The organism is Xanthomonas sp. NCPPB 1754, from assembly GCF_041475725.2.
Taxonomy (GTDB): Bacteria; Pseudomonadota; Gammaproteobacteria; order Xanthomonadales; family Xanthomonadaceae; genus Xanthomonas; species Xanthomonas euvesicatoria.
Genome location: NZ_CM192982.1, coordinates 4,464,486 through 4,483,314, shown reverse-complemented (window position 1 = coordinate 4,483,314; position 18,829 = coordinate 4,464,486). Strand labels below are relative to the sequence as shown.

Genomic DNA, 18,829 nt, shown 5'->3' with positions numbered 1-18,829 from the left:
CGCTCGCTTCGCAGAGGTCGTTCCGTCATGGCGCATACCGCAGTCGATCACCACGGACACCACCAGCCCGGTTTCGTCGAGCGCTGGTTCTTTTCGACCAATCACAAGGATATCGGCACGTTGTATCTGCTGTTTTCCTTCGTGATGTTCATCATCGGCGCGGCGATGAGCGTGGTGATTCGCGCCGAATTGATGCAGCCCGGCTTGCAGTTCGTCAAACCGGAGTTCTTCAACCAGATGACCACCGTGCATGCACTGGTGATGATCTTCGGCGGCGTGATGCCGGCTTTCGTCGGCCTGGCCAACTGGATGATTCCGTTGCAGATCGGTGCGCCGGACATGGCGTTGCCGCGCATGAACAACTGGTCGTTCTGGTTGTTGCCGGTCGCCTTTACCCTGCTGCTGCTGACGCTGTTCCTGCCGGGCGGCGCGCCAGCAGGCGGCTGGACGCTGTACCCGCCGCTGTCGCTGCAGGGCGGCTACAACGTCGCCTTCAGCGTATTTGCGATCCATGTGGCCGGCGTCAGCTCGATCATGGGCGCGATCAACATCATCGCCACCGTGCTGAACATGCGCGCGCCGGGCATCGATCTGCTCAAGATGCCGATCTTCTGCTGGGCCTGGCTGATCACCGCGTTCCTGCTGATCGCGGTGATGCCGGTGCTGGCCGGCGCGGTGACCATGCTGCTGACCGACAAGTTCTTCGGTACCAGCTTCTTCAACGCGGCCGGCGGCGGCGACCCGGTGATGTACCAGCACATCTTCTGGTTCTTCGGGCACCCGGAGGTGTACATCATGATCCTGCCGGCGTTCGGCGTGGTCAGCGAGATCATTCCGACCTTTAGCCGCAAGCCGCTGTTCGGTTACCAGGCGATGGTCTACGCCATTGCCGCGATCGCCTTCCTGAGCTTCATCGTCTGGGCCCACCACATGTTCACCGTGGGCATGCCGCTGGGCGGCGAAATTTATTTCATGTTCGCCACCATGCTGATCTCCATCCCGACCGGGGTGAAGGTGTTCAACTGGGTCAGCACGATGTGGAAGGGCTCGCTGACCTTCGAATCGCCGATGTTGTGGGCGGTGGCGTTCGTGATCCTCTTCAGCATCGGTGGGTTCTCCGGCCTGATGCTGGCGATCGTGCCGGCCGACTTCCAGTACCACGACACCTACTTCGTGGTGGCGCACTTCCACTACGTGCTGGTGACCGGTGCGGTGTTCGCGCTGATCGCGGCGGTGTACTACTGGTGGCCCAAGTGGACCGGGCGGATGTACAACGAGACCTGGGCCAAGGTGCACTTCTGGTGGACGATGGTGTTCGTCAACCTGCTGTTCTTCCCGCAGCACTTCCTTGGCTTGGCCGGCATGCCGCGGCGCATTCCCGACTACAACGTGGTGTTTGCCGACTGGAATCTGGTCAGTTCGATCGGTGCGTTCGGCATGTTCGTCACGCCGTTCCTGATGGCCGCGATCCTGCTGTCCTCGCTGCGCAGTGGCGCGCGTGCACAGGCCCGCTCCTGGGAAGGTGCCAAGGGTCTGGAATGGACGGTGCCGTCACCTGCCCCGGCGCATACCTTCACCGTGCCGCCGGTGATCAAGCCTGGAGATCTTGCACATGAAGACATCGGCCACTGAGTCCGCCTCGGAGCCGGCGGTGACGCGTCTGTTATCTGCTGCGGAACGGCAGGCGCAGCAGCGCCGTGCGGTACGCCGTACCGCGATCACGGTCGGCATCATCGCGTTGCTGATCTATGCGGGCTTCATCGCCTCGGGAGTCATCGGGCGGTGAGTGCACGCGCGCCCGCACACGCACCCACAGCCGGCTTGTTCAAGCTGCTGGGCGTGGTGCTGGGCGTGTTCGTGCTGACGTTTTCCCTGGTGCCGCTCTACCGCATCGCCTGCGAGAAAGTGTTTGGCATCCGCATGGAGCGTGCGCCCGGCAGCTCGCGCGCAAACGCGGGCGCGCCACCTGCCGCCGGCAAGCGCACGGTGCGCGTGGAGTTCGATGGCGGGGTCAATTCCAAACTGCCGTGGACCTTCCATCCCGAACAGATGACGATGGATGTGGTGCCGGGCGAGCTCAACGAGGCGCTGTATTTCGCGCGCAACGATGGTGCACGTGCGGTGGTGGGCAGTGCGGTGCCTTCGGTTGCACCTGCGCGTGCGTCGGGCTACTTCAATAAAACCGAGTGCTTCTGCTTTACCGCGCAGACCTTGCAGGCCGGCGAAACGCGCGACATGCCGCTGCGTTTCATCGTCGACCCGGCACTGCCGCCGGAAGTCACTACGATCACCCTGTCCTACACGTTCTATCGCAACGACGCGCTGACCTCCGAACTGCAGGGCGGAGGCGCAGCTGGCGCGCCACGCGCTGCGCCGTAACCTTCCATCCACCCGTACCACGACACGGAAGCAACGCCATGGCCGATCACAGTCCCAACGCCGATGCGTATTTCGTCCCGAGCCAGAGCAAATGGCCCTTTGTCGGGTCGATTGCGATGTTCGTGATGATGATCGGCGTGGCCAGCTGGCTCAACGACGCGGCATGGGGGCGCTGGACCTTCTTCGCCGGCGTGGCGATGCTGCTGGCGACGTTGTTCATGTGGTTTGGCGATGTCATCCGCGAATCCAATGCCGGGCATTACAACCGCCAGGTGGATGGCTCGTTCCGCATGGGGATGGTGTGGTTCATCTTCTCCGAGGTGATGTTTTTCTGCGCTTTCTTCGGTGCGCTGTTTTACACGCGTGTGCTGACGCTGCCCTGGCTGGGCGGGGAAGGCGACGGCGTGATGACCAACGAGCTGCTATGGAATGGTTATTCCGCTGCGTGGCCGACCAATGGCCCGGGCACCATCGGTGGGCAGTTCCAGACCATTCCGGCCTGGGGCCTGCCGCTGATCAACACGCTGATCCTGCTCAGTTCCGGCGTGACCTTGACCATCGCCCACCACGCGCTCAAGGGAGGGCGCCGCGGCGCGCTGCTGTTGTGGCTGGGGTTGACCGTGCTGCTGGGCTGCGTGTTCCTGTTCCTGCAGGCCGAGGAATATATCCACGCCTATACCGAGCTCAATCTCACCCTGGGCTCGGGCATCTATGGTTCGACCTTCTTCATGCTGACCGGCTTCCACGGCATGCATGTGCTGCTGGGCACCATCATGCTGGCGGTGATGTGGCTGCGCGCGGCGAAGGGGCATTTCAGCCGCGACAACCACTTCGCTTTCGAAGCGGCCGCGTGGTACTGGCACTTCGTCGACGTGGTGTGGCTGGCGCTGTTTTTGTTCGTGTATGTCCTTTGAGGCGGGGATTCGGGATTGGTGATTTGGGATTCGTAAAAGCGGAAGGCTTTAGTTTTCACGAATCCCCAATGCCGAATCCCCAATCCCGGCTCCTCAGCGGCCAAGCCCATGCGGCTTGATCCAGCCGGTGTAGATGCCGAGGATCACGATGGCGATCAATGCCACCGATAGACCGATGCGCCAGGTCAGGGCGTTGACGGTGCGCTTGGTCTGGCCACGGTCGGTCAGCAGGTAGTAGAGGCCAGCGCCCAGGTTCCATAGGATCACGATCAGGAAGGCGACAATCAGCAGCGTCTTGAGCGAATCGTTCACAACAGCCCCGGGTGCAGTCGGCGTGGTCATGGCATTGCACGCTTTTTTGCGCCGCTTGTCATGACGCGCAAGCACACGGCGGTCATCGGTTGGTGTCTGGCGCTGCTGGTGAGCGCGGGTTTCGCGGCGCTTGGGCATTGGCAGTTGCAGCGCATGCAGAGCAAGCAAGCCTTGCTGGACCGTGCCGCACATGTGCGCGACACCACGCTGCCCTTGGCACCGGCGCTGGCGACGCAGAATGAGTTGGCATGGGTACGTGGGCAAGTGCGTTTTTTGCCGCAACTGGTCTTGCTGGACAATCAGCTGCATGACGGGCGTGCCGGTGTGCGCGTGTATCAACTGGCAGTGCCCGAAGGTGGATCGACAGACGTGCTGGTGGATCTGGGCTGGCTGCCATTACCGGCCGATCGGCAGTTGCCCGGCATCGTTGCGCTGAAAGGCGTGCAGACCGTGCAGGGGCTCTTGAGCGCTCCGCCGTCGGCGGGGCTGGCGATCGGACCGGCGCTGGCGCCGGGGGCTGCGGCGCAGACCTGGCTGGCCACGCGACTGGATCTGCAGGCCTTACGCAGCACGCTGGGCAGGCGCGACATTTCGTCGCAGGTCCTGCGCCTGGACCCTGCACTGCCGGTTGGCTACGCACGCGATCTGGACATGCTGCCAAACACGCTACCACCCGCGCGGCACTTGGGTTACGCGGTGCAATGGTTCGGGTTGGCCGTCGCGGTCCTGGCGACCGCAATGCTGCTGACATGGCGTGCGCGCCGCCGCGACCGCGGGCACTGACGCCTGCGGCATGAGAAAATCGCCGGCATGACCTCCTCCACATCGGCCACGCCGCATTCGGTCAAACGCGGCCGCAGGATGCTGATTGCCCTGGCGGTGCTGTTCTTCGGCTCGATGTTGCTGGCCGGCGTGCTGCGCTTCTCCGGATGGCAGCCGGCGTCGATGCGCAATCACGGCGAGCTGCTGAAGCCGCCCGCGGACCTGCGGGCGCTGGTGCCAGTCCGTGCCAACGGGCAACCGTATGCATGGGCGCCGAGCGAGCGCATCTGGCGCATTGCAGTGGCGCCGCCGGCCGATTGCACGCAGCAGTGCGTGGCGTTGGCCGCGGAACTGGACAAGGTGTGGCAGTTGCTCGGGCATCGCGCCGACAAGGTGGAGGTGCTGTGGATCGGCCCACCGCCGGCCGGGCTGCCGCCGATGCCTGCATTGCGCGTGCTGCGCGACGATACCCGCCTGCGCCAGGCATTGCCGCGCGGCACCGATGCGGCCGGCGTGCCGGTGTATGTGATCGACCCCAATGGCTTTGTGATCCTGCGGTATGCCCCGGGTTTCGACCCGGCCGGCCTGCGGTCGGATCTGGTCAAGCTGCTGAAACTGATGTGAGCCCGTTTCGATGAACCTGTTTGCGCCACCGGCGTTGTTCCGTCACTTCCATCGCATGGCCTGGCTGGCCGCGTTGTTCACTGCGAGCACGATCCTGTTCGGGTCGTTCGTCCGTTTGTCCGATGCCGGCATGAGCTGCCCGGACTGGCCGACCTGCTACGGCCGCGTGACCTGGCCGCAGACCAGCGACGAAGCCAACACGCACGTGGCCAGCAAGATCCGCCCGCTGGAATCGCACAAGGCCTGGCGCGAACAGGTCCACCGCTTCCTGGCCGGTGCGTTGGGCGTGGAAGTGCTGGTGCTGTCGTTGCTGGCGGTGCGTCGCCGTCGCATGGGCATTGCCCAGGTGGTGTCGGCCGCGGTGCTAGTGGCGTTGTCGATCCCGCTCTATATGTCCGGCTGGCACGCCATGGCCTTCGGCGTGGCGATCGCCGGCGAGGCCATCCTGCTGCTGGCGGCATTGCGCTGGAGCAACATCGATCTGGCGCGTGCAGCGGTGCTGACGCTGGCGGTGGTGATCTTCCAGGCGTTGCTGGGCATGTGGACGGTGACGTTGCTGCTCAAGCCGATCGTGGTGATGGGACACCTGCTGGGCGGCATGCTGATGTTCTCGCTGCTGGTGTGGATGGCCTGGCGCGCGACGCATTTGCCGATCACCCTGGCCGATGCATCGCGCTTGAAGTGGCTGCTGCGCCTGGGAGTGGCGGTGCTGGGCCTGCAGATCGCGCTTGGTGGCTGGGTCAGCGCCAACTACGCCGCGCTGGCGTGTGGCGGCGGCAGCTGGTCGGCCGACAACTTCCCGCGCTGTGTCAGCCAGTGGTGGCCGCCGCACGATTTCCGTGAAGGTTTCACGCTGTGGCGCGGCATCGGAGTGGATTACGAAGGTGGCGTGCTGGACGGTGCGGCGCGTATCGCGATCCAGATGGCGCATCGGCTATGGGCAATTGCGACCGCGCTGTACTTGTGGTGGCTGGCCTGGCGCTTGTCGCGCTCGCCGGGCATGCGGGTGTGGGCCGGCGCATTGGCGCTGCTGGTGGCCGTGCAGGTGACCCTGGGCATGCTCAACGTGAAGCTGGCGCTGCCGCTGGAGGTCTCGGTCATGCATAACGGCGGGGCGGTGGCGTTGCTGTTCGTGCTGGTCTCGCTGCTGGCGCGGCTGCGCGCGCCGGAGTGAGCATGGCTGTCAGCGCACGCGATTATTGGGATCTGACCAAACCCAAGGTGGTGGCACTGATCGTGTTCACCGCGTTGGTGGGCATGTTCCTGGCCATTCCCGACATGCCGACCTGGCTGCAGGTACGCACCGGCGCGCTGGGCTTCCTGGGTATCTGGCTGGCGGCTTCAGCGGCGGCAGCGATCAACCAACTGCTCGACGCCAAGATCGACGCACAGATGGCGCGCACCTCATGGCGCCCGCTGGTGGTGGGCAAGGTGCGGCCCTGGCAGGTGCTGGTGTTCGCCGGCGCGCTGATCGTGATCTCCATGACCATTCTGGTGGTGTGGGTGAATGTCATCACCGCGGTGCTGACCTTCGCCTCGCTGATCGGGTACGCGGTGATTTACACCGTGTACCTGAAGCGTGCGACCTCGCAGAACATCGTGATTGGCGGCCTGGCCGGCGCCACCCCGCCGATGCTGGGCTGGGCCGCGGTGACCGGGCTGCCGACCAGCGCCGACTGGATCAATGCCTCGCTGCTGGTGCTGATCATCTTCATCTGGACGCCGCCGCATTTCTGGGCGCTGGCGATCTTCCGCCGTGCCGATTACGCCAAGGCCGCGATCCCGATGTTGCCGGTGACCCATGGCGTGCCGCATACGCGCAAGCAGATCCTGGTGTACACCGTATTGCTGGCGATCGTGACCTTGGCGCCGGTGGCGGTGGGCATGAGCGGGGTGTTCTATCTGGGCGGTGCGATCGTGCTCAATGCGGTGTTCCTCTGGTACGCGTGGCGCATGCTGAACCCGCCGGACGAACTGTTTTCAATGAAGATGTTCGGGTACTCCATCGTGTACCTGATGGCGTTGTTCGCCTTCCTGATGGTCGACCATCTGCTGCTGCCGTGGGTGCGCTAGTCGCCGCAGCGAGACGAGCGGCAATGCGGTAGCTCTGCCCGATGACTTGCGTGGCAATCAGGCGGATGGATGGATCACGCCTGCAGCGCCTGCCGCGTGTGGCGAAAGGTGCCGGATGCGTGCCGCGTGCGCCGCGTCGAGGTCACCAGCGGCGTCCATGTCAGCAGACGCCGCGGTTTGCGGCTTGCCACGCTCTGATCATCATGCGTTGCCGGCACACGGCACTGTGTCGACTCAACTCAGCCAACTGGCGCACTCGCTGGGAGTTTTGCTGTCGCAGCTGGACTGCATTTTCTGCTGCAGACGCGCCAGCACTGCACTGCCTTCGCGGCGATGCTGCTTGCTCCAGGTCTTCAATGCGGTGCCGAGGGTGGCGAAGCGCTGACGGGTCCGTTGCCGGTAACCATCCGGTTGACCGGCCAACTCGCCGATCACCTGGGTGGCGGCGCCCTCGATGCCGACGGTGTCATCGGGGCTGAGCCGGATGAGCCCATCCACGTACATCACGCCCCACTGCACGCGTGTGGCGGGACCTTGCGCGCTGTCGTAGGCCCGTTTGAGCCACAACAGGGCGGTCTTCTTGTCGCCGCGTTGTTCGGCCAGATCCGCCAATTCGGGCATGTAGTAGTACGGCGTCTTGCTGCGCGACAACTCGGCCAGCAGCAATTGCTCTGCCGCGCTGCGATCGCCCACCTCGCTCAGCAACGCGGCGGCCATGCTGATGGTGGATTGGCGCTCCTCGTCGGTCTTGGCGGTGTCGGTGGCCCACTGCACGCGCTGGTGCACCACCTCCACCACGTCTTTGGGCAACGGTGGTTGCGGGCCTTCGGCTTCGGTTTCGGTGGGCTGGCCTTGTGCCAGGCGTGCCAGCTGGATGCGCGCGTATGCGGTGCCAAGCCGGTCGGAGATCGGCAATGAAGGATCGGCGTAGACCTTGTCCAAGGCCTGATTCAGTGCGTTGGAGAGCGTGCTGCGCTCGCCGGCCTCGTTGCTGGCGGCGGTGACCAGGCGTGCCGGCACATAGTTCAGCGTGCCGAGATTGGCGCGCACTTCTGCCGGGTCGGCCAACACCGCTTCCAACAGCGTGCGGTTGGCGCTGCTGGCAGCCGGTGGGTGTCTGGCGGCACTGATGGCGGCCAGGGCGAAGCTGCGTTGCAGTGCCGGCTGTGGCGCCGAGGTGGAGAGCCGGGTGAGCACGTCGGCGGCGGCATCGGGTTTGACCAGCGTATCGTCGGTGCCCCAGGCGTAGTTGCCGAGCACGGCCCAATCGTCCGCGCTGAGCTGTTGTGGTGTGTGCAGCGCCTTGTCGAGCAATTGCTGGGCGGTACTGGTGCTCTTGGCCGCAACCCGCAACACCTCGGCCAGGCGCGCGTTATCGGCATTGCCGGCCAGTCGGGTGATTTCGCTGCGGTCCGGGCGCAGCACGATGATGGTGGGATACGCCTTGACCCCGAAGCGCTCGCCCCAGGCCTGCGCGCCCTCCGAATCGCCGTCCAGGTGCACGGCGACGAACTGCTGGGTGCGCGCGATGAAGGCCGGATCCTTGAACAGCGTGGCCTTGAGGCGATTGCAGGGCGGGCACCAGGCTGCGCCCCAATACAACAGGATCGGCTTGCCGCTGTCCTTGGCTTCGGCAAAGGCATCTTCCACGTCGCCCTCGCGCCAGGCGATGCCGGCAACGGGTGCCGGCGTGGACGCCGTCTTGGGTGGTGCGGGCGCCGCAGGCGGTGCTGGCTTGTCGCAGGCAGTCAGCGCAGCCAGCACGGCCAGCAGCGCGATCAAGGAAGGGGAAGGGCGTGGCAGCGACAGCGTCATGGCAAATCACCGTGGGGCGGCAGAAGGTCGATCGCGCACTCTAGCGGCCGCTGGCGGACCTGGGCGGGCGTGCGTCATCACCGTTGTACATCTGCTTACAACCTGGATGTGCGGCGATGCGAACTGCTGTTACGCGATACGCAGCGGGCAGGTGCTGGCGTGGCGCAGCGTCAATGACGCTCGGCTGCGCCTTGCGGCTGGCCGGATGCACTGCGCGCATACCGTGCGGCCACAACGGCGCAGACGATCAGCTGCAACTGGTGATACAGCATGATCGGCAACACGATCGCGCCCAGCCCGCCGCCGGCAAACATCACCTTGGCCATCGGCACGCCGGTGGCCAAGCTCTTTTTCGAGCCGCAGAAGACGATGGCGATTTCATCGGCGCGGCTGAAGTGCAGGCGCCGGGCGATGAAGGTGATCGAAAGCATCGCCATGGCCAGCAACAATGCTGCAGCGCCGAGTACCGCCAGCAGTGCAGGCAGCGGCGTCTTCTGCCACAGCCCTTCGTTCACCGATGCACTGAAGGCGGTATAGACCACCAGCAGAATGGTGCCTTGATCGGTGTAACGCAGCACGGCGCGGTGACGTTCGACCCAGCCGCCGATCCACGGACGCATGAAATGGCCGGCCAGAAACGGCACCAGCAACTGCAGCAGGATCTTGCCGATCGCTTCGGCCGGATGCGCCATGGCGCCCTGACTGCCGACCAGTGCGCCCATCAGCAACGGGGTGAAAAACACGCCCAGCAGGCTGGAAAGCGAAGCGGCGCAGACTGCGGCCGGCACATTGCCGCGTGCCATCGAGGTGAAAGCGATCGAGGACTGCACCGTGGACGGCAACGCGCACAGGAACAGCACGCCGACATACAGCTCCGGCGTCAGTGCCAGATGCGCCAGTGGTTTGAACAACAGCCCCAATAGCGGGAACAGCACGAAGGTGCAGCCCAGAATCACCAGATGCAGGCGCCAGTGCAACGCGCCGGCCTTCACCGCTTCGCGCGACAGCCGCGCGCCGTGCAGGAAGAACAGCGCCGCGATCGCCACGTCGGTGACATCGTCCATAACCGCCGCCGCCGTGCCCGTGACCGGGAGAAACGAGGCCAGTGCAACTGTGCACAGCAGCGCGAGGGTGAAGGGGTCAATGCGCAACCGCGCCAGCAGCTTCTTCATCGAGGTCCAACGGTAGCGCGCGATCTTGCGCCTGGTATGGGCCATTCTACGATGCGTGCAGGCCCTGGCTGTGGCATCGACGTCACCGGTCAGGCCTGAAACGGCACGGCAGTGCGCGATGGCCTTGCGCTGCCTTCGGCCAGGCAGCACTGCATCACAACGCTGCGAGCGCCTTGAGCAGTTCGCGCATTTCGTATTTGTCGGTGTCGTCCAGCCCTTGCGCGCGCTGTTTGGCCTGCAGCTCCTCCACGCGTTGACGCAGCAACTGCTTGTCGAGTTGCGCGACGACGTCATGCAGTTCAAGCGTCCAACTGTGCTCGTCGCCGGGAAGCTCCTGCGCCGCCAGCTTCTGCAAGGCAGCAAGCTCCTGGCGCTCGGCGAAGTGCTCCAGCAGCGCGCCGGTGCTGATTTCCGGGCGTTGCCGCACCAGGTCCAGCAACTCCATCAACAAGTCGATCCCGGGCAGGCGCAGCCCGGAAAAATCATGCACGCCCTCCAGGCTCATCGCCAATGACGGCCGTTGCAGCAGGATGGCGATGGACGCACGCACCAGGCTGCGCTTCTGCGTGGGCGCACCCATGCGCGCAGGCGGCCGTGGCCTGGGTGCGGACTGCTGGGCAGACGCAGTGGCACCAACCCCGGTCAGGCGCGCCAGTTCTTGTTTCATCAGATCGCCGAACGCACCTTCGGGGATCTGCGCCAACAGCGGGCGCGCACGTTCGGCCAGGCGCGCCTTGCCGTCGAGCGTGTGCAGGTTGATCTCACGCGACATCTCGTCGAAGAAGAACTGCGACAGCGGCGTGGCCTGCTTCAGGCGCTGATCGAAGGCCTGCGCGCCTTCCTTGCGCACGATGGTGTCCGGGTCCTCGCCATCGGGCAGGAACAGGAAAAACGCCTGGCGGCCGTCCTTCATGCACGGCAGCACCGATTCGAGCGCGCGCCAGCCGGCCTTGCGCCCGGCGTTATCGCCATCGAAACAGAAATACACATCCGGCGCGTTGCGAAACAGCAGCTCGGCATGTTCGGGCGTGGTGGCGGTGCCCAGCGTGGCCACCGCCTGGGTCACGCCGAACTGGAATAGCGAGACCACATCCATGTAGCCCTCCACCACGATCAGCCGCTCGATCTTCTGATTGGCCTGGCGCACCTGCCACAGGCCATACAGCTCGCGGCCCTTGTGGAACAGCGCGGTTTCCGGCGAATTGAGATACTTCGGACCCGGGTCGCGGCCATCGGCCGGCGCGCCCATGATGCGCCCGCCGAAGGCGATCACGCGGCCGCGGCGGTCGAAGATCGGGAACATCACCCGGTCGCGGAACTTGTCGTACACATGGCCGCGATCGTTCTTGGAAAACAGCCCGGCGCGTTCGAGCACGCTCATGCGGCGCGCATCGGTGCCCAGGGTGTCCTTCAGTGCGCTGTAGCCATCGGGCGCGTAACCGATCTGGAAGCGCGCGCGGTTGTCGGCATCCACGCCGCGACCGTCCAGATAGTCGCGGGCGCGTTCGCTGCCCTCGAGCTGGCGCTGGAAGAACTTGGTCGCCGCGTCCAGTGCCGAATACAGCTCGCGGCTGTCGTCCTGCTGTTGCGGGGTGCGTTGCTGGGTCTCGCGCGGGATGTCCATGCCGGCGCGCTTGGCCAGCTCGTCGACCGCATCGAGAAATTCGAGGCGGTCGTAATTCATCAGGAAACTGATGGCGGTACCGTGCGCACCGCAGCCGAAGCAGTGATAGAACTGCTTGGTCGGCGAGACCGTGAACGAGGCCGAGCGCTCGTCATGGAACGGGCAGCGCGCCGAATATTCCTTGCCCTGACGCTTGAGCGGCACACGACCGCCCACCACCTCGACGATGTCGGTGCGTGCTAGCAGTTCGTCGATGAATGCGTCGGGGATGCGGGCCATCCCGATAGGATATCCCAGCGGCCTGCCAGCACTTCGTCGCCCCCGCTGACGAGGCCGGCGAGGCAGGCTTTGCAGCAGTCCTCAGCCGCGTGGCAGCGCGTGCGAGTCAGACGTTGAAGATGCAGGCGCCGCATCGGCAGGCGGCACGATCACCGGCGGATGCTCCGGGTCGACGCCCGCCTCGCGCAGCTTGCGATGCGAGCGCACCCGCTCGTCGATCACCGCAGTGATCAAGGCGCCGACGAAGAACACCACCGAGGCGTAGTACATCCACACCAGCAAAATGACCAATGTCCCCATCGAACCGTAGGCGCTACCCGGCGCTGCGGTGGCGATGTACACGCCGATGGCGTAGCGGCCCAGCGCGAACAACACCGCGGTGATGACGCCGCCCAAAAATGCCTGGCGCCAGTCGACGGTGCGATCGGGCAGGTAGCGATACAGGAACGCGAACGCCAGCGAATACAGGGCCAGCGTGGTCACGTAGCCGACCGCCGGCAGGACCGAGGGCAAGCGCGCAAAAACCACCTGTAGTGCGGTGGTGGCGATCATCGACACGATCAGCAAGAAGCCCAGCGCCAGGATCACCCCGAACGAGAACACCCGCTTCTGCAGCCAGGCCATCAAGCCGTCCAGGCGTTGCTTGTCGGTGCGAAAGATCAGGTTCAAGGCGTTCTGCAACTGCGCAAACACCGCCGTGGCGCCGATGAACAGCAGTAGCGTGCTCCACACGCCGGCCAGCGAGCCAACGCCAGGTTGATCGGTGGCATTGCGAATGATGGTCTGGGCGACTTCGGCCGCGCTGCCGCCGGCCAATTGCCCGATTTGCTGCACCAACGCTTCTTGCGCTGGCGGATAGAGCGAGGCGGTCAGCCACAACAGCAGCACCAGCAACGGGGCCAGCGACAGCAGCGCATAGAACGACAGCGACGCTGCCTGCGTCATCACGTCGATCTCGATGAAGCGGTTCAGCAGCGCCATCGGCACGCTGCGCTGCAGACGGCTCAGATGCTTGTGCAGATAGGCGGATGAAAGCGTCGTCACCGGCGGGAGAATCCTTGGCGCATACCGTTGGCGCGCAGGCGACGTCAGGGCAAGGTCGGTATGCGGAAGGACCTTGCCCATGCCTGCGCTGGCGCACCCGTTCTAGCAGGGCCGGATCGAAGGACGGGTGAAAGCGCGCACGCGGTGTGGGTAAAGCAGGAGGCGGCGCATCTGGTAGGCGCAGTCCTGTTGCTCGTCGGGAGCAAGGTGCGCGGTGTGTCTGTCAGCGCATTCAATGTGCGCCAGATGCCGATCTACCTGTATCAGTCCGTGCCTGGCACTGCCAGCTGTCCACGCGATGACGAGAGCGCACACTGTGCAGAGCGCTTGGTCCGCATGCTGGGCCAGACGCGTCTGAAGACGGCATTGCGCCTTGCCTGATGCGTTGCGTGTGGCAGATGTGCAACGGCCGTGGCGCTCCAGCGGCGTCTTGCACCATCACTGTTCGTTGGAAGGTCCGCCTTCCACTGGAAAAGCCGCTCGGTGATGCGGCAGGCAGTGCCGCAGCGCTCACTGCGCACCGGTCGCAGCGCCCTGGCCGTGGCACAGGGCGCTGCGGCGATCCATCAGCCTGCCAGCTGCTGCTTGACCAGGGTCGAGACCAGGCCCATGTCGGCCTGACCGGCCAGCTTGGGCTTGAGTGCGCCCATCAGCTTGCCGATATCGGCCGGGCTGCTTGCCCCGGTCTCGGAGATCGCGGCCCGGATGGCGGCCACGATCTCGGCTTCGCCCATCTTGGCCGGCAGATAGCGCTCGATCACCACGATCTCCTCGCGCTCGATCTGCGCCAGGTCGTCGCGCGCGGCGGCTTGGAACTGGGTGACCGAGTCCTTGCGCTGCTTGACCATCTTGTCCAGCACGGCGATCACGGCGGCGTCGTCCATCTCGATGCGCTCGTCCACTTCCTTCTGCTTGATGGCGGCGTTGATCAGCCGGATCACGCCCAGGCTGTGCTTGTCGCCGGACTTCATCGCGGCCTTCATGTCATCGGTGAGTTGCTGCTTCAGGGACATGCGGTAACTCCTGAGTGTAGGGATCGAGTGGTGGCCAAGGCGCCCAAGCGGGCTGGGTACCTCGGCCGAACGGGGGCAGGGCGTGCGTGGAGAGATGTCTTGCAGCGCCTCGCGCGTGGCGCGGACTGCCTGATGTCTCCAGCGCAATGCCTTGTGGCAGGCCAATACAAAAAGCCGGCGACGCTTGCGCGTGCCGGCTCTTGGGTTCGCTCCCGCCAGGTCGCGCCTTCAGCGCAGACCTACCGGCAAGGAACCGCGTTCGATCAGTACAAGCGCTGGCGCTTGGTGACGTCGCGCGAGGAACGACGCAGCTGACGCTTCACGGCAGCGGCAGCCTTACGCTTACGCTCCTGGGTCGGCTTTTCATAGAACTCGCGCTTGCGGGTTTCGGCCAGCACGCCGGCCTTTTCGCAGGTGCGCTTGAAACGACGGAGCGCAAATTCGAAGGGCTCGTTCTCGCGGACTTTAACGCTGGGCATGTGTTCTCCAGAAATGGGATTTCCGTCCGGGAGCCCCGGGCGGGTGCGAGCGGACTCGCGTGACGGAATTTCCGGGTTGCCCCGGCGAGCCGCGCATTATAACGACTTGCCGACGACCTGCAAGCCCCCGGCAGAATTTCCCGCCGCGACACTGATAAAGCGTGCGCCCGGGCCATATGCGGCAGGCACGGCAGGGCCGAGCAGCATCTGGGAATCGGCCGATCTGCGCAGTGCAAAAGCTGCGAAAATAGTGGCATCTCCCTGCATGCCGAGCTGCCGTGAAAGTCCTTGGGATCGAATCATCGTGCGATGAGACCGGTGTGGCGGTCTATGACACCGCATTGTCGGGCGTGCCGGCGCTGCGCGCCCACGCGGTGTACAGCCAGATTGCGCTGCATGCCGAATACGGCGGCGTAGTGCCCGAGCTGGCCAGCCGCGACCATGTGCGCAAACTGCTGCCGCTGATCCGTCAGACCCTGGGCGAAGCCGGGTTGAGGATCGACGAACTCGATGGCGTGGCCTACACCGCCGGTCCGGGCCTGGTCGGGGCCTTGCTGGTCGGTGCCGGGGTGGCGCGTTCGCTGGCCTGGGCACTGGATGTGCCGGCGATCGGCGTGCATCACATGGAAGGCCACCTGCTGGCGCCGTTGATGGAGGACGACCCGCCGCAGGCGCCGTTCGTGGCCTTGCTGGTCTCCGGCGGGCATACCCAATTGGTGTCGGTGAAGGCGCTGGGCAGCTACGAAGTGCTGGGCGAGACGCTGGACGACGCGGCCGGGGAAGCCTTCGACAAGACCGCCAAGATGATGGGCCTGCCGTACCCGGGCGGCCCGCAGCTGGCGGCCTTGGCCGAAACCGGTACGCCGGGGCGCTATAAGTTCGCGCGTCCGATGACCGACCGGCCCGGCCTGGATTTCAGTTTCAGCGGGCTCAAGACCCAGGTGCTGCTGGCCTGGCGGTCCAGCGACCAGTCCGACACCACCCGCGCGGACATCGCGCGTGGCTTCGAAGACGCGGTGGTGGAAACCCTGGCCATCAAGTGCCTGCGCGCGCTGGATGCGGCCGGCTGCAACACCTTGGTGGTGGCCGGCGGCGTGGGCGCAAACAAGCGCTTGCGCGCGCGCCTGCAAGAGGCCGCCCAGCGCCGCGGCGGCCGGGTCTGCTTCCCGCGCCCGGCCTTGTGCACCGACAACGGCGCGATGATCGCCTTCGCCGGCGCGCTGCGGCTGCAGGCCGGCGAGCATGCGGATGCGGCGGTGCATGTGACGCCGCGGTGGGATATGGCGGGCTTGCCGCCGCTGGCGGCGGCGCGGGAATCGGGAGTGGGGAATCGGGAATAGTGAAGAGCTTTACGCCGATCCTGTCCGTACGTGCGCTGTTGTCTTTGCTCCTCCCCATTCCCTATTCCCGACTCCCGATTCCCCATGGATAAAGTGTTTATTGAAGGTCTCGACATCGATGCGCTGATCGGCATCTACGATTGGGAACGGCGCATCCGGCAGACCTTGCGGTTCGATCTGGAAATGGGGTTCGACAACCGCATTCCGGCGGCCAGCGACGACATCGCCGATACGTTGAACTACAAGGCGGTGAGCAAGCGCTTGATCGAGTTCGTGCAAACCTCGGACTTCGGGCTGGTGGAGACGCTGGCCGAGCGCTGCGCGGCGCTCGTGCTGGACGAATTCGGCGTGCACTGGCTGCGGTTGAAGCTGAGCAAGCCGGGGGCGGTGCGCGGCGCGCAGGCGGTGGGCGTGATCATCGAACGGGAACGAGCGGTCTGATCGCCGCCTGCGCACCCGCCTGCCGGCCATTCACTCCATGGCGGAAGCCGAGGGCTGGGGGCGCCTGGCGGAGAGGGCTGCGCCGCCGCGGCTTTCTGGCGCGCACTGTGCGTTGCAACCGGCCTCTACAAATCACCAAATCCCACTCCCGGCCCTCGAAACTTGCCTGCGCGCAGGTGCGTCAGGCTAGAATTGACGGCCATGTAAACGTTTTCTCAAGGATCTCATGGCTGCTGATCGCATCGAAACCCTGATTGCCCGGATGACCGTCGAAGAGAAGGTCGGACAGTTAGGTGTGTTCGCCGACATGGTGCGGCCGTTCGCGCCGGACGTGAATCCCGAGGCCAACGTGCTCAATGCCGACGAGGTGTTGCAGCAGGTGCGCCTGGGTCGGGTCGGCTCGCTGTTCAACGGGGTGGGCGCCGCGCTGGGCGTGCAGATCCAAAAAGTCGCGGTGGAAGAGAGTCGCCTGGGGATCCCGGTGATCCTGGCCGCCGACGTGATCCACGGCATGCGCACGGTGTTCCCGATCCCGCTGGGCGAGGCGGCCAGTTTCGAGCCGGCGTTGGCCGAGCGCACCGCGCGCGCCACCGCGATCGAGGCCACCGCTGCCGGCCTGCACTGGACCTACGCGCCGGCCGTGGACATCGCCCGCGACCAGCGCTGGGGCCGTGGTGCCGAGGGTGCCGGCGAAGACGTGATGCTGGGCGCCGCCTTTGCCGCTGCCCGTGTGCGCGGGTTTCAGGGCAGCGACCTGACCGCCCACGATTGCCTGCTGGCCACGCCCAAGCATTTCGCCGCCTATGGCGCAGTGGCGGCGGGCATGGAATACAACACCGTCGACATCGCGCCGCAGACGCTGCGCGATGTGCACTTGCCGCCGTTCAAGGCCGCTTTCGAGGCCGGCGCGTTGACCGTGATGTCGTCCTTCAACGACATCAACGGCGTGCCGGCCAGCGCCAACCATGAGTTGCTGACCGAGATCCTGCGCGGGGAATGGCAATTCCCAGGCGTGGTGATTTCCGATTACACCGCCGACATGGAATTGATCGCCCATGGCTATGCCGCCGATGAGCGCGACGCGACCAAGAAAGCCTTCCTGGCCGGGTTGGACCTGAGCATGCAGAGCGGCTTTTATGCCGCGCATCTGCCTGCGCTGGTGGAAAGCGGCGAGGTGCCGATGGCCACGTTGGATGCCAGCGTGCGGCGCATCCTGCAGCTGAAGGACGCGATCGGGCTGTTCGACAATCCGTATCGCTCGCTGGACCCGGCGCGCGAAGCCGACACCACGCACCTGCCGGCGCACGATGCGCTGTCGCGCGATGCGGCGCGGCGTTCGATCGTGCTGTTGAAAAACGAAGGCGGCGTGTTGCCGCTGAAGAAGAGCGGCCAGCGCATCGCGTTGATCGGCCCGTTCGTGCAGGACCGCGAGAACATCGAGGGCTGCTGGACCTTGTTCGGCGACAAGGAACGCTACGTGACCCTGGAGCAGGGCGTGCGTGCGGTGGTCGGCACCGAAGATCTGAGCGTGGTGGCCGGTTGCGGACTGGAAGAGGCGCTGCCGGGTGGCATTTCCGCTGCGATCGATGCAGCGCAGGCGGCCGATGTGGTGGTGCTGGCGTTGGGCGAGCCGCAGCGTTTCAGTGGCGAGGCACAATCGCGCACCGAAATCACCTTGCCGCCGGCGCAACAGGCACTGGCCGAAGCGATTGCAGCGACCGGTACCCCGATGGTGGTGTTGTTGCGCAATGGCCGCGCGCTGGCCTTGAGTGGTGCGGTGCGCGATGCCGATGCGATTGCCGTGACCTGGTATCTGGGCACGCAAACCGGGACCGGCGTGGCCGATGTGCTGTTCGGCGACTACAACCCGTCGGCGCGTCTGCCGATCAGCTTCCCGCAGGTGACCGGGCAACAGCCGTATTTCTATAACCATCTGCGCACCGGACGCCCGGAATTGCCGGCCCTGTCCGAGTACAAGGCGCGTTGGCGCGAGATGCCAAACGAACCGTTGTATCCGTTCGGACATGGATTGAGCTACACCACCTTTGCGTATGCGCAGCCGCAGTTGAGCGCGGCGCAACTCGGCTGGGATGAGACACTGACCATTACCACGCGCGTCACCAACACCGGCAAGGTCGCCGGCGAGGAAGTGGTGCAGTTGTATGTGCACGATCGCGTGGCCAGCCGCGTGCGCCCGGTGCGCGAACTCAAGGGATTTCGCAAGGTGTTGCTGCAGCCCGGCGAGAGCCAGGAGGTGGTGTTCACACTGGAGCGCGACGCGCTGGCATTCACCAACCACAAGGGCATCTTCGGTGCGGAGCCGGGTCTGTTCGATCTATGGGTGTGCGCGTCGGCCAAGAGCGGCGAGGCCGTCAGCTTCGAGCTGCTAAAACGCTGATAGCGGCGCGCTTGGCACCGACAGCCAGCGGCTATCGTGCAAACGGATGACCACGGCTACAACACGAAGCCCCCGCTGATGCGGTGCTCAGACGCGATGACGACTGTTCATGTCGTCATCGCGTCTGCCGGTGCGCTGCGTCAGCTACACCGGCTCATGC

General features: G+C 65.2%; 18 protein-coding genes. 11 read left to right on the top strand and 7 right to left on the bottom strand.

Going from position 1 to position 18,829, the window contains the following annotated elements; all coding sequences use genetic code 11:
• Positions 1 to 27: 27 nt before the first annotated feature.
• Genes ctaD through ACCQ15_RS19300 form a run of 4 tightly spaced genes read left to right on the top strand, consistent with a single transcriptional unit; the run spans position 28 to position 3,293 of the window.
• Entirely contained in the window at positions 28 to 1,632 is a 1,605-nt protein-coding gene (ctaD, locus tag ACCQ15_RS19315) for a cytochrome c oxidase subunit I (protein ID WP_005911527.1), read from the top strand.
• Positions 1,613 to 1,786, top strand: a complete 174-nt coding sequence (locus ACCQ15_RS19310; protein ID WP_003484652.1) for a hypothetical protein — start codon at positions 1,613 to 1,615, stop codon at positions 1,784 to 1,786. The genes ctaD and ACCQ15_RS19310 overlap by 20 nt, the downstream gene beginning before the upstream one ends.
• Entirely contained in the window at positions 1,783 to 2,379 is a 597-nt protein-coding gene (locus ACCQ15_RS19305; RefSeq protein ID WP_014091271.1) for a cytochrome c oxidase assembly protein, read from the top strand. The genes ACCQ15_RS19310 and ACCQ15_RS19305 overlap by 4 nt, the downstream gene beginning before the upstream one ends.
• A gap of 38 nt (positions 2,380 to 2,417) precedes the next feature.
• A complete protein-coding gene (locus tag ACCQ15_RS19300; RefSeq protein WP_005911522.1) occupies positions 2,418 to 3,293 on the top strand; it encodes a cytochrome c oxidase subunit 3 in 876 nt (291 codons plus the stop codon).
• 93 nt (positions 3,294 to 3,386) lie between these two features.
• Here the strand turns inward: ACCQ15_RS19300 and ACCQ15_RS19295 are convergent, their stop codons facing one another.
• Positions 3,387 to 3,605, bottom strand: a complete 219-nt coding sequence (locus tag ACCQ15_RS19295; RefSeq protein ID WP_003484642.1) for a twin transmembrane helix small protein — start codon at positions 3,603 to 3,605, stop codon at positions 3,387 to 3,389.
• Positions 3,606 to 3,665: 60 nt separating this feature from the next.
• On the opposite strand from ACCQ15_RS19295, the gene ACCQ15_RS19290 reads away from it, so the two are divergent.
• From ACCQ15_RS19290 to cyoE, 4 genes are read left to right on the top strand one after another with little or no spacing between them, the layout of a single operon-like run.
• On the top strand, positions 3,666 to 4,388 hold the full coding sequence (locus ACCQ15_RS19290; RefSeq protein ID WP_046933469.1) for an SURF1 family protein: 723 nt from the start codon (positions 3,666 to 3,668) through the stop codon (positions 4,386 to 4,388).
• 27 nt (positions 4,389 to 4,415) lie between these two features.
• Entirely contained in the window at positions 4,416 to 4,991 is a 576-nt protein-coding gene (locus tag ACCQ15_RS19285; RefSeq protein ID WP_008577447.1) for a redox-active disulfide-containing membrane protein, read from the top strand.
• Between the two features lie 10 nt (positions 4,992 to 5,001).
• Entirely contained in the window at positions 5,002 to 6,165 is a 1,164-nt protein-coding gene (locus tag ACCQ15_RS19280) for a COX15/CtaA family protein (protein ID WP_011348838.1), read from the top strand.
• A gap of 2 nt (positions 6,166 to 6,167) precedes the next feature.
• On the top strand, positions 6,168 to 7,064 hold the full coding sequence (gene cyoE / locus ACCQ15_RS19275; protein ID WP_011348837.1) for a heme o synthase: 897 nt from the start codon (positions 6,168 to 6,170) through the stop codon (positions 7,062 to 7,064).
• 234 nt (positions 7,065 to 7,298) lie between these two features.
• Here cyoE and ACCQ15_RS19270 read toward each other — a convergent pair whose 3' ends face one another.
• The 6 genes from ACCQ15_RS19270 to rpsU form a co-directional block, all read right to left on the bottom strand.
• Positions 7,299 to 8,879 (bottom strand): thioredoxin family protein, encoded by a 1,581-nt coding sequence (locus ACCQ15_RS19270; protein ID WP_372157529.1) that lies wholly within the window; start codon positions 8,877 to 8,879, stop codon positions 7,299 to 7,301.
• Positions 8,880 to 9,049: 170 nt separating this feature from the next.
• Positions 9,050 to 10,096, bottom strand: coding sequence for a bile acid:sodium symporter family protein (locus ACCQ15_RS19265; RefSeq protein ID WP_057680838.1), 1,047 nt, complete (start codon positions 10,094 to 10,096; stop codon positions 9,050 to 9,052).
• Between the two features lie 109 nt (positions 10,097 to 10,205).
• Positions 10,206 to 11,954: a DNA primase gene (gene dnaG / locus ACCQ15_RS19260; protein WP_372380952.1), complete on the bottom strand. Its 1,749-nt coding sequence runs from the start codon at positions 11,952 to 11,954 to the stop codon at positions 10,206 to 10,208.
• A gap of 81 nt (positions 11,955 to 12,035) precedes the next feature.
• Positions 12,036 to 12,998, bottom strand: a complete 963-nt coding sequence (locus ACCQ15_RS19255; RefSeq protein ID WP_033479312.1) for a YihY/virulence factor BrkB family protein — start codon at positions 12,996 to 12,998, stop codon at positions 12,036 to 12,038.
• 566 nt (positions 12,999 to 13,564) lie between these two features.
• Positions 13,565 to 14,011 carry a GatB/YqeY domain-containing protein gene (locus ACCQ15_RS19250; protein WP_011348832.1) on the bottom strand — a complete coding sequence of 149 codons (447 nt, stop codon included), beginning with the start codon at positions 14,009 to 14,011 and terminating at the stop codon, positions 13,565 to 13,567.
• 263 nt (positions 14,012 to 14,274) lie between these two features.
• Positions 14,275 to 14,490 carry a 30S ribosomal protein S21 gene (gene rpsU / locus ACCQ15_RS19245; protein WP_002808376.1) on the bottom strand — a complete coding sequence of 72 codons (216 nt, stop codon included), beginning with the start codon at positions 14,488 to 14,490 and terminating at the stop codon, positions 14,275 to 14,277.
• A 278-nt stretch (positions 14,491 to 14,768) separates the two neighbouring features.
• Here rpsU and tsaD point away from each other — a divergent pair, with 278 nt between their 5' ends.
• The 3 genes from tsaD (at position 14,769) to ACCQ15_RS19230 (ending at position 18,669) form a co-directional block, all read left to right on the top strand.
• Positions 14,769 to 15,830, top strand: a complete 1,062-nt coding sequence (gene tsaD, locus ACCQ15_RS19240; RefSeq protein WP_031425137.1) for a tRNA (adenosine(37)-N6)-threonylcarbamoyltransferase complex transferase subunit TsaD — start codon at positions 14,769 to 14,771, stop codon at positions 15,828 to 15,830.
• An 84-nt stretch (positions 15,831 to 15,914) separates the two neighbouring features.
• Positions 15,915 to 16,271, top strand: a complete 357-nt coding sequence (gene folB / locus ACCQ15_RS19235; RefSeq protein WP_008577426.1) for a dihydroneopterin aldolase — start codon at positions 15,915 to 15,917, stop codon at positions 16,269 to 16,271.
• Between the two features lie 226 nt (positions 16,272 to 16,497).
• Entirely contained in the window at positions 16,498 to 18,669 is a 2,172-nt protein-coding gene (locus ACCQ15_RS19230) for a glycoside hydrolase family 3 N-terminal domain-containing protein (protein WP_372380951.1), read from the top strand.
• Positions 18,670 to 18,829: the final 160 nt, after the last annotated feature.